This is a genomic window from Ruegeria sp. CDSA033 (assembly GCF_059612305.1).
On sequence record NZ_JBXWQI010000015.1, the window covers coordinates 1 to 11,582 of the forward strand.

Below are 11,582 nucleotides of genomic sequence, written 5' to 3' on the forward strand. Positions count from 1 at the left end.
TGCTTAAACTTAATGTGCATTACGCCGTTTCCGCGCTGCCATCTTGCGGCAACCATCCTTGCAATACTTGGCGCCCATTCGAAGTCAACAATAAGGAGCCAAGGTCTGCTGTGCGGACATTTCCGACCTTGATGGCCGTTCGGTTAGCGGCCGCTTCCGGCCCATTCCTGCCGTTCGACCCTGGTCACCTTCGCTGCGGTGCGGCCCGCCTAAGCTGCCGTTCGCTGCAATCGCAAAGCTGGATAGTAGACGATGATCCGGAGCACGGGACTGAGCAAAGGTGTAACAGTAACGGTAGATGTTGCAGCTCAGCCCAACAGACCTGCCGACTATGGATTGTAGTTTCGTCAGGACCCAAGAGCGGGTGGTGATTTGGGTGGCTTTTATGTAATTCGAAGTTCTCACGTGCAAACCATCATCTCGGCTCGAACATTTGATCAGTCGGACTTGGTGATCTCCAATGCTTGTTCCCTCAACCAATTGACCGCTGGATTGAAGCGGCTGCGCTCGTGACGGACAAGGTAATAGGGGAACCCGCTACTTGGCAGAAACGGAGCTGAACAAAGAGAGGTCAATTTCTGGACTTGCTTTGCCAGCCGCTTGGGGACAGCTGCAACTGCATCCGTCTGTCTGACCAAAAAAGGCAGCGTGGTGAAATAAGGCTGCTGGAATACGGCATTCGAACCATCTCCATCTTCCCGCATGATCGTATCCGGTTTCAAATCGGTAGTGCCCGGGTAACTGAACTCAATTAGCCGGTAGGGGGTAACGTCCTGCGGACTAAGGATCCGTTCAGAAGCTGCCAGTGCCTCAAGCGGGTGGCCCTGTCGAAAAAGAACTTCGTAGGTTTCATCAAATAGCTTCTGAATGAGCAAATCGTCCCTGGCATCCAAATCCGCGTATAGCAGCAGATCAATTGCTCCCTTTTCCAGGTCGCTAAAGCTTTGTGGCACCAGCGGTGAGACTTCGAATCTTAATGCTGGTGCGGTAATGGCAAAGGCGTCCATCATCGGTCCGAGGACTGCAGCTACGCCGTAATCTGTGGAGGCGATGCGATAGCAATGGTTGGACTGTTGCGGATCAAAGGCGGAAGGCCTGAAGACGTTGGCTATCGCCGACAGTGCCGCATCGACCGGTTCATTCAGGCTCAGCGCATGATCCGTCAACTGGTATCCGGACTGCGTTCGGATTAGCACCGGATCTCCTATCAGGTCTCGTACCCGGGCGAGAATTCGACTGGCAGCGGGCTGGCTGATCCCCAAATGCAGTGCAGTGCGTGTCACGCTACTTGTTCGAAGCAGGGTCTGCAGGAACCGCAGAGTCCGCACATCCAGAGAAGTTAGACCATCATTCATTTTTTGCATGTTCATCATGCTATCTGCGTCATCCCAATTATGCGAGTCGCGAGCTAACTGACAAGCGAAGCCCAACCGGGGCGCCTCCCGATCAGGCGTTCTGTCCATGACCTTTTGGGTGTGGCACCCATCAAACTGAATACGAAAGGACAGCAGCAGTGATTACACGACGCATGTTCAACTCAATTGCGATTGCAACATCCATGACCGGAGCTTTCGCCGCCCGGCCCAGCACTGCGGAGGCATCCGGTGACGTAGATCAATCGGCACTTGGCTCTTATGATGTTGAAACAGTGTCCTTTGACAGCTCTGGGGAAACCCTTGTTGGAAAGTTGTTGAGACCCGCTACGGCAGGGCCTCACCCGGCGGTTGTGATCATCGGGCCTGTCGCTTTCGTCAAGGAACAATCACCTATGCAATATGCAACCCGCCTGGCATCGCGCGGGCTGGCCGTTCTGGTATTCGACCCGCGTTATCACGGAGAAAGCTCAGGCGCCCCCCGACGTTTCGAGTCTGGCCAAGCCAAAGTTGAAGATTGCCAAGCGGCCCTCGGATTTCTCGCCGCTCAGGAAGGCATCGACGCAAACCGGCTTCATCTTCTCGGAATTTGCCAAGGCGTCAACTGGGCGATTGAGACAGCGGTGACAGACGATCGCGTGGTGTCTCTCGGGGTTGTCGCGGGACATTATCTGACCGCGGAAACCGCCAGAATGTACCTTGGCAGTGATGGCGCAGTAGAAGCGCGTATGGAACGCGCGACCAAAGCAGCCGCCGATTTCGAAAAAACGGGGGAAGCAAGCTACATTCCAATCGTCGGCTCTGAGGATGCCCTTCTGACCGCTACGGCCATTGCAGACTGGTACCTGCCCTGGGACAACAGGGCCCCTTGGCTGACTTTCAAGGGCGGGTGGGAAAACCGCATCACCGCGATGAGCGAAGCTGGCATTTGGGGCTGGCGGATCGACGAAACAGCACCTCAACTGAGCCTGCCCGTATTGATGATCCATGGTGACAGGGCTGCAAGCGGTCAGGACATTCCCCGCCGCATTTTTGAAGATATCGCGTCAGAGCAGAAGACGCTGCATTGGATCGACGGCGCCAACCAGCTTCAGTTTTACGAAGACCCGCTGATTATTGACGCCGCCGTCAACGCGCTGGCTCCGCACTTTCTGGCCTTCGGCCGAAGCATCTGATGCAAACCGCTTGCTTCATTGTGGCCGTCCCAGAGCAGTCATCGCAGTACAAAGGGCGACAACATCAAAGCGCAGCTACACAGGAGAATTATTTGAGATGAAAGTTCTTTCGCTACTGGTTGCCTGCGTTGCAGCCTGCCCTGCTGTCGCCGAACAGGAGCTGCCGCCCTTTACCGAAGCCGTCTTGCCAATGGGGAACGGTATCTATGCCGTATCGATTGGACCAGGTGGGCCAGATGAAGAGTTCGGCTCAGACGCAACGAATGGCGGACTCTACAAGCTAACTCCGGACGGCGCGACCGAGGAAATCACACTCTTGGACGGGCAAGGCCTGCGCAATCCGACCGGAATGGTGCTTGCCGGCAACCAGATTGTCATTGTGGATGGCAATGAGGTCATCTCTACCACGCCGGATGGGACAGTAAACTGGCGGCAGGCTCTCGATGAAGATGGTGTTTTTCTCTACGATATCGAAGCTCTCGACGAAAACACCCTTCTCGTGAGTGACTTTGGACGCGGCGCATTCCTATCGGTCGCAACCCAAACCGGACAAATTCAACCTTACCTCAATGATCTGCGTATCAATGGGCTTGCCCGCTTTGCGATCATAGAGACAGGAATCTACGCGGTGTCCTGGGGCAGCGACGACGCCTGGGACAGCGCCTTGTACTGGGTACCGCATTCAAACAACGGGGATACCGCTACAGTCGTTTCAAACGGGTTCGGTAATCTGGAATCCGTTGAAATCGTCAACGGCACGGTTGTTGTCGGCGGTTATCGGGGTCACGAAGAGTACCCAAATTCGAAGCTTTTGCGCGTTGAAACTGATGGGTCCATTCAACCGCTGGACGCTGGATCAGATTCGCGTGGAATTTCCGATATACTCTTCGATGGGTCGTCAATATGGCTGACTTACTTCTATGACGCATCCTATGCGAATTTACCATCTCAGGCAGCACAATATCTCGACTAAGAGGCGCACGTACTCTGGCTTCCGTGGCGCAAGGCTTCCGCAGTACCATATGCACCAAGAGCTATCTTCGGCCCAAAGGAGAACTTCACCGATGCGTCAAGACTGCTTCACAACTGCTCAAAAGCGGACATTCGAGCATCTTGCGGTGCATTGAGCTTTCACTGGGCAGGTTCAACCATCGCGCAGAAAACTATGACCAGTGTATCCAAACGACTTGGTTCACGCGTTTGCATGTGTATCATACAAAAGGACAGTTCCGCCGCGCAGAATTACACAGTCCTTGGCGGTACTTCTGCGGAGTGTTGTTAATGCCCGCTATCGACGATCTCGCTTGGCCGGAAGCCTACAATGAGCTTCTGCCATTGATAACTGACCGTTGGTCGGTAAAGGGTGAAATCTACTTTCACCGCCAACTCAGTGCAGGCAAGTCTGGCGCTCTTGTCTATATTGTCGACATCACATGCGATGCCTTCAGTGGTCAGGCCATTCTCAAACTTGACGCGCTTCCCGATCCGGAATGGCAAGAAAAGACCGAAAACCAAAGACACCTCGAGGCGTTCGAAGCAATACCAGCATTCGGATCCAAACATATGGCTCGCATCGTCAACTCGCTGGAGCACGAAGGTAAGATCGCGATTCTTTCAACGGTCGTGGCGCAAGGGCTGGAATACTCACTCCCTTGGAACGATTGTGGTTACGAGCTGGCTTTGAACGTCCTCCAGCGGCTCTCGCGAAGCCTTCTTGACGATTGGAATTCTGACTATCAGATGGCCCCAGGAATGCAGTCGCCTCGGGAAATGCTTTCCGGTTGGCTCGGCTACAGACTGGATCCTGAGGCAGGTCGATTACACCAGTTCCTGTCCGATGTTTGCGGTCACGATCCGAACGAGCGTTGCCTTATGTTTGAAGGACATTGGTACCCAAACCCATTGACATTTGCCTGCGACGAGAACTTGCCAAACCGACTAAGCATCCGAGCGGCCAAAGGTCGGTTGCATGGAGATCTTCACGGTTACAATGTCCTGGTACGATCACATCAAAGCAGTGATCCCGACTATTATCTGATTGATCTGGCGCTGTACGAAGACAATCAGTTCCTGTTTTATGATCACGCGTATTTCGAATTGGCATACCTGTTGGCGCGTCGCGGAAACTGCGTGCCAGCTCAATGGGATGCCATCCTTGATGATCTCGGGCTCTTTCATTCAAAACACCACACGTTAGGACTTTGGCAGGATGACGTTGGGATCGTAGAGTTCGTCAGAACTCTGCGACGTGGGGTGATGAGCTGGATTGAACGTCATGAAAGCCATCGGCTGAGTTTTATGGAAAGCCAATACCTGTTGGCACGCGTCGCGGTGGGCCTGAACTTCGCCCACAAGCAGATCAACGTTGGGGCGCGCAGTCACGCATTCCTGTATGCTGCACACAATCTCAAAGACTATATGACGCTCAACAATGTTGATTGGCCACGGCACGGACCGGTGTTCCACTTCCCGACAACGCATGAACCTTTATTCGGTTCTCCAACTGAAACCGAAACGCTTGCACCAAAGACTGAGCCGCCAGCCGAAAAAGACCGTCTGTTTGATCGTATGGTCACTCAACTTCCAGCACCGCAAAAACCCGTAATCGCAGTGTTACCCTTCGACAACCTCGGTGGACAAAGCGACAACAATGGCTTTGTGGCTGGCATCAACCAAGAACTTGTTACCGAACTTGCAAAGGTGGATTGGCTGTCGGTGGTCTCACCTACTTCGACCAAACTACTCAAGGATTCTTCTTTATCCGGTGAGGAAATCGCACAACGCCTCGGGGCACATTATTTGGTAGAGGGCAGTGTGCGCTATGATGACCGGCGCGTTCGTGTCACCGCCCATCTGGTAGATACATCGAATGGGCACGATCTTTGGGCTGATCGCCTGGATCACAAAATTGAGGATGTCTTTTCCCTGCAAGAGGAAATCGCCGCAGCCGTCGTCGGGCACATAGACTGGGAACTGCGGTTCGACTTACGAGAGCAAGCCCGCCTGAAACGTGGTGAGGTCAATGTATGGGACAGGGTTCAAAAAGCTCTGTGGCATCTGTTCAAGTTCACGGATGAAGATACTCAAAAGGCAAATGATATTTTATCCAAGACTATCGACATGACGCCGGACTATGCGCTTGCGCATGCCGTCATGGCAAATGCCGAGCTTCGAAAGCTGTTTTTCGTCCAGGTTGATGACCGCGCTGGGGCAAAGGAACGTGCGCTCTATCACGCAGAGCGCGCTGTAGCGCTTGATGAACAAAGTAGTTTTGCCCATGCCACTCTTGCCCGGGCTTATACTCTGTATAACCGATACGATGCTGCAATCGCAGAGGCAGAACTTGCAGTCAGCCTCAATCCAAGCGCAGCGAACGCTCACCTGGTTCTTGGGTACACGCAGCTTGTAAATGGACAGGCGAAACGGGCACTGGCGCACTTTGAGACGGCAACTCAGTTTGGGCCCTCTGGACCTTACTTCAAGGTTAAACTGTTATCAAAAGCAATGTGCCTCTATCTCCTTGACAGTCTGGAACAAGCTGAAGCCTGCGCAAGAACAACATTGGAAGGAAGGTCGGTTGGCCCATTCGGGCACTATGTGTTGGCGGTAATTCTGATACGACAACACCGCATAGAAGAGGCAAGGCAGATAGTCCGTCAGAGCAAAGAGGTTCGCCCCGCCATGACATGTTCGCGTGTCCGCCTGGCATTCGAGAACTTTCAACAACGTGATCTTGACAGGTTTGTCAGTGATCTTAAGGAAGCTGGCTTGCCGGGTTGATCATCGTCTCTGGCAACATGTGCATCAATGAGGCGGATGGTCCCCAGCGGTTGGTCGAAGATGCAACCGGGTTGCGATCAGAACGCCGCCGATTATCAGCACGCCGCCGATGCCTTGATAAAGCTGAAGGTCCATGCCCCTTAGGGTCACGGCTTCGACCGCAACGAGTATCGGTACGAGATAGGCAAACAAGGAAGCCGTCGACGCACCAACTTCGTTTGTACCGAAATTGAGCAGGTGGAGGTAGATGGCACCCATGCCAACTCCAATAAAGAGAATAGAGCCCCAGACCTTCCAAGAGTAGTCTAATGGTTGAAGTGTGCTTACTTCGTGAATCACAACAAACGGCAGTAGCACGACAATGCCAACAACGAAAATAACGAACAAGCCTTCATCAGGCTTAGGGTGCATGTTCCATTTCTTAAGAAGAACTAAATAGAGCCCACGGCAGGCGTTGGATGTAATCATCAGCAAGAAGGCGAGATGCGGGTCGAAATTGATTAGGTTTGAGAAGTCACCGCGAAATGCAAAAACCAGTGCACCAACGAGGGCGATCACTACACCCAGATACTGAACAGGCTGCAATCGCTCGCCGAGCAATAGTGCCGAGAACAAAATCGTCAGTAAGGGTACACTGGTGTAACCGGCCCCAAGATCTATGAGATCATTTGAGCGGAGCGCAGAATAAACAAACCAAGGTGTGGCGACCACGCCAATACAGGCAAGGGCTGTAATACGGAGCCAACTGCCCTTGAAATGCTGGAACGGTTGGCCTTGCCCTCTCAGAACAAGTGGCAAAACAAATATTGCTGCAATCAGGCAGCGCCAAAAGGTCAGTGCAACCGGATGAACTTCATTGACGGCCAGATTACCGAACAAAAAGTTCCCGGCACTGATCAACATTGCAAGTAACAGCGCTCCATAGGCCAGCGCAGGTTTATTCACCTTCATAATTGCAACAGAGCATGTGCGGCTTTTCAAACAAAGCATCAATCAATGTGGCACGTACGAGAATAGCGCATCGAGATCAATGCCAGTTGATCAGTCGAGACGCGGAATCACTTGCGGAGCTGCGGCGCATCTCGCCCGAAGCGCTGGTTGAGGTAGGACAATCGGGATGGAAGCAATAATTATTCCTACTCGAACGATTTCGTTGTCCGTAAGCTGGTGTAGGAGCCAGCGTCCAAATTCAAATTGCGTTCATCGACTAAGGAGCGAGTAACAGTAGCCAATAGATTGACTTTTCTGATGTTACGGGGAGATCACGCATGAAGCGGGTCCGGGTTCAATGTCTGTTTTTGCAAGATGGCGGTGAGTTCTTCGCAGGTGCAGAGGAGGTCGGCTCTCCGCCCGTACTTCCAGTTCGTGCGGATAGCAGCATTTGTCGGTTTGGGCTCAAAGCAGACCTTCGACGGTCAACAATAAGGAGCCAAGGTCTGCTGTGCGGACTTTGCGGCCATCCGCATTTTTAGTCTAAAGGCCCTCAGTAAGCCCTGAGCGGTCGCTGCTTCACTTGATCAGCTTGACGCCAAGAGGTTTTCATTTTGGGCAATGGGCTCTAGTTCATCCACTCTCTAATGACGGACTCAACCTGCTCTAGGCGATCAGAAACCAAGGCCGACTTGGCGCCTGACCACTCCATTGAGTACATAGAGCCACCTTCGACATTTGACGCTACAAGTTCCGCTTCCTTGTTAGCGTCTTCCAGCCATACATCTTGCGAAGATCTTATTTTCTCTAGACAGATTCCCTTGATCACTGAGAGGCGCTTTAAGGCAGAAGAAAGCTGCTCTTCTAGTTCTTTCAACTCCAACCCAGCGTCGTTGTTCATTTGGTTTTGAGTTCGAGGTGTGGAGTCCTGTAGCAACTCGACAATGACCCAGTCGCAGGCCTCGATAAACTGTTGCGTAGCAGCGAAGAAACTTGGAATCCCCGAAAAATCCCAGACACGTTCAGTTGGAAGCTCGTGAGCCAGCACGTTTCGGACGTCTATCATCCGCTGCAGGTTTCTCATGTTCTGTTGGTAATCTGCAATTAGCGGTGGGAGCGGCCAGTTTGCCCTGTCTTCTGTCCACCTGGGGTGTGCTACTTTTAGTTTAGCAACAAACTCTGGCTCCAATTGCGTGAGCGCTGCTACAAAATTCCGGACATTGCTAACAGAAACAGCGTGAGCAGCAAAATCGCCGATTGAAAGGCGTTGTTGGTCTACAAACACGGCAAATGCGAGATCAATTTTCGTACCCTTGGTCAGGTTCTCGGCTCTATCGAGGTATGGCTCTCCGGAATCGACAAGCTCTCTAATTGCTTCGCGCAAAAAGACCTCAAGTATAGTTGCCAATCGCAAAGGTATGAATTCACACAGAATCGCATCTTCTTGACCACGTTCCGCAAAGTCTGATTGAAGTCGGTGCAGTTGATTCAACAATTCCAAGCCGAACCTTGGTTGATCTCCTCTGCGCTCATTCCAATCGATAATCTGCTTGTAAGTTGGCTTCTTCATCACTGCGGCCTTCGGCTTATTCGCATTGCTGATCTCATACATCTAACTTCGCATCTTATCCATTACATACGGCACCAGTATTCTCTACTTATCTGAGCTCACTTGAGGTCGTATGGGCAACATCCGATATACTGCAGGGGGGAACCTTTAGGAACTGATGGAGGTCCGCTGAGGGCTGCGAGCGGTCTAATGCACCTGCAGCAGCCAAGTTATGCAGCAATGACTGGTAAGGGCTCGTTCGACTAGTTGGAACTTTTCGCAGAGATGGTGGGAACGAGCTCTTCAAGCACATCAAAAACGGCTTGAACTTGGCTCGGTATACCGTTGGTAGTGTCTGAAGTGCTATAGATCGGGGAATCTTTAAACATGAGCGGATTTGCTGACGCAATTGGCCTCGATGTCAGCTGGCCAGTCGAAGTCAATCAAAATGATGAAATGAGTGTGACGGGTTTGGTCAGGTGGGCTCGCGCCTACTTGAACGCCGGTGAACTTTTGTATTTCGCTGAGCGTAATCACGAACCTGAGTTCTACCCCGGTCCTGTAATGCAGACTGTCGGTCTGGCGACTGAGCTTACTCTCAAGACAATGCTTAGGGGAGGCGGAAAGAGCCCAAAAGCTATGCGGACGTACAGCCACAACACCTATAAAGCGTATTACGACGCTCGGTCCAATTTTGATGAGGTGAAGTTTGTCAATTTGCATTTTTCAAACACTGCTCACCTGTCTGTACCAGAGGAGGTTAGGATACGGCTGACCTCACGTGGTGAAACCGATATAAAACACCGTTGGCGCGTCTATTTTGATCACTTGCGAGTTTTGGACACCGTATATGACAGGCCATATCGCACTAGGTACGTAACGCCAGGCTCGGTGGTGTTGCCGGAAACTGAAGTTATTCTAGTCGGAACCAAACTCTTACTCACTGCGATGGAGGAAAGGTAAGCAAGCTGAACGGCAGCAAAGTGTGCTTCACGACTTGCTGCATGTGCGAACCAACGGAGGATGGAAAAGTCCGGAAAGGGCTCGTTCGACCATTCAATCAAGTCGCAGAAAAAAGTCGGCAGCGTGCCCATTTAGGTTGGACAACAGCGGTGTCTGGAACCGTGAACCTAAGGGGTTCTATTTCAGACAATGAAACGGAAGGGAGGCTTTGCAAGGAACAAACCTACTGGAATTGATCAGGCCACAAATTCTTATGTGCTTGGATCGCTATTTCGTTGAACGAAGGGGTTTGTTGGTTTCCAAACCTACGCTCAATAAAGTTTTGGTGCCGCAAGTCGTTCGTCCAAACGTACTGCTTGGCTTGCATCACCACCTGCTCATTACAAAATCTCATTGCCTGATTGTCGGATGCGCGCCCCAATATTTTGTGCTGAGGCGCGATACTCGGTTGAGCGAAGAAAATTGTGTTAGCGCTTACTGGCAAAAACAATAAACCATCAGGGTAACTGAGCCTATTGTTGCAAAAAACGGGCCTATCAGATGTCAGGAGCGGATATTTTGGGTTGCTCAATTTCCTCACATGCCAATTCAAGCTTAAGAAAAATTTCAACATTTTCCCACCGCTGAAGAATTTCTTCAGGCTGCTGTGTTGGATTTCTTTCAGTTCGTAATCCGGTGTTTTATGTAGGTACTCAGTGTATGTCTCAGGCATTCCCGGAACCCAAACACCCTGATACCAAGCCTCTAACTCCCTCGGGGGGCGTTTCCATGCAAGTTCGAAGTTCTCTGCACTATGCGGCGCGATGTTGTGATCCACCAGCCAACCGAGCATCGGGCCCGAACCGTACGCGGTGTCCGCGATGAGCCATTCCGGGTGCAGATCGAACTTGTCTCTGGTCCGGTTCAGCATGGTCTTGGTCGATCCGACATCAGCTTGTCGGATCGACCGTGTGCCTCGACATCAACGATGACGCCATGATCCGTGTCGATCAGGTAATTGTCGGAATAGCTGAAGAAAGCAGGGCCTTTGCGTGCTGCTGTCCATTGGCTGGCTGGATCGGAATGCGAGGTGAACTTAGGTTGCACCTCGCTGGCTGCACCAAATGCGGCCTCATCCAGGGTGTTGAGATATTCACGGACCGCGCGGGGTGCATCTGCCGGATCAATATCCGATGGATCCCAATCTTCCTTTGGCGTCGAATTCTGTTTGTTGGCGTCTGCCTCTATCAGGCTGGCATCAATCGCCATGCGCTGGCCGCTCACCAGACCCTCCTCTATGCAGCGTGCGACGGTCGTCTCGAACAGATGGCGCAGCAACTCGCTCTCCCGGAATCGCCCGTGGCGGTTCTTGGAAAAGGTAGAATGGTCAGGGATCCGGTCATTCAGATCCAGGCGGCAGAACCAACGATAGGCCAGGTTCAGATGCACCTCTTCGCACAGCCGACGTTCGGATCGTATACCAAAGCAATAGTCCACCAAGAGCATGCGGATCAGCAACTCGGGATCAATCGATGGACGGCCCGTGTGGCTATAGAAATCTGCCAAATGCGAACGGATGCTGATCAGATCAACAAACCGGTCAATCGACCGCAACAGGTGATCTTGAGGGACATGATCCTCCAGTGAGAATTCGTAAAACAGTGATGCCTGAGCTTCCTGCCTAAATCCCATCATGGCTGATCCTCCGGCTTGTTGGCAGGATTGAATCAGCAGTTCATGCGTCGATCAAGCCAGAGTTTTTCAACAAAATACGCCCGAAACTCCGAATGCAACGGCCAACTTTTAGCCACCCTTCCAAATGGGTTTAAGGCT

General features: G+C 52.1%; 7 protein-coding genes and 1 pseudogene. 4 read left to right on the forward strand and 4 right to left on the reverse strand.

The window, feature by feature from the left end; all coding sequences use genetic code 11:
• Positions 1-437 precede the first annotated feature (437 nt).
• On the reverse strand, positions 438-1,370 hold the full coding sequence (locus AC2FLA_RS17135; protein WP_496723799.1) for a LysR family transcriptional regulator: 933 nt from the start codon (positions 1,368-1,370) through the stop codon (positions 438-440).
• A 143-nt stretch (positions 1,371-1,513) separates the two neighbouring features.
• Between AC2FLA_RS17135 and AC2FLA_RS17140 the strand changes: the two genes are divergently transcribed.
• The 3 genes from AC2FLA_RS17140 (at position 1,514) to AC2FLA_RS17150 (ending at position 6,328) form a co-directional block, all read left to right on the forward strand.
• Positions 1,514-2,548: an alpha/beta hydrolase gene (locus tag AC2FLA_RS17140; protein WP_496723801.1), complete on the forward strand. Its 1,035-nt coding sequence runs from the start codon at positions 1,514-1,516 to the stop codon at positions 2,546-2,548.
• A 97-nt stretch (positions 2,549-2,645) separates the two neighbouring features.
• Entirely contained in the window at positions 2,646-3,521 is an 876-nt protein-coding gene (locus AC2FLA_RS17145) for a hypothetical protein (protein ID WP_496723803.1), read from the forward strand.
• A 308-nt stretch (positions 3,522-3,829) separates the two neighbouring features.
• Positions 3,830-6,328 carry a hypothetical protein gene (locus tag AC2FLA_RS17150; protein WP_496723805.1) on the forward strand — a complete coding sequence of 833 codons (2,499 nt, stop codon included), beginning with the start codon at positions 3,830-3,832 and terminating at the stop codon, positions 6,326-6,328.
• Between the two features lie 24 nt (positions 6,329-6,352).
• Here AC2FLA_RS17150 and AC2FLA_RS17155 read toward each other — a convergent pair whose 3' ends face one another.
• Both AC2FLA_RS17155 and AC2FLA_RS17160 read right to left on the reverse strand, forming a co-directional pair.
• Positions 6,353-7,273 carry a DMT family transporter gene (locus tag AC2FLA_RS17155; RefSeq protein WP_496723807.1) on the reverse strand — a complete coding sequence of 307 codons (921 nt, stop codon included), beginning with the start codon at positions 7,271-7,273 and terminating at the stop codon, positions 6,353-6,355.
• A 613-nt stretch (positions 7,274-7,886) separates the two neighbouring features.
• Positions 7,887-8,870, reverse strand: a complete 984-nt coding sequence (locus AC2FLA_RS17160) for a lysozyme inhibitor LprI family protein (protein ID WP_496723809.1) — start codon at positions 8,868-8,870, stop codon at positions 7,887-7,889.
• A gap of 324 nt (positions 8,871-9,194) precedes the next feature.
• On the opposite strand from AC2FLA_RS17160, the gene AC2FLA_RS17165 reads away from it, so the two are divergent.
• Positions 9,195-9,770: a hypothetical protein gene (locus AC2FLA_RS17165; protein ID WP_496723811.1), complete on the forward strand. Its 576-nt coding sequence runs from the start codon at positions 9,195-9,197 to the stop codon at positions 9,768-9,770.
• Positions 9,771-10,563: 793 nt separating this feature from the next.
• Here the strand turns inward: AC2FLA_RS17165 and AC2FLA_RS17170 are convergent.
• Positions 10,564-11,444, reverse strand: a pseudogene (locus tag AC2FLA_RS17170) (transposase); the annotation flags it as partial.
• Between the last annotated feature and the right edge of the window lie 138 nt (positions 11,445-11,582).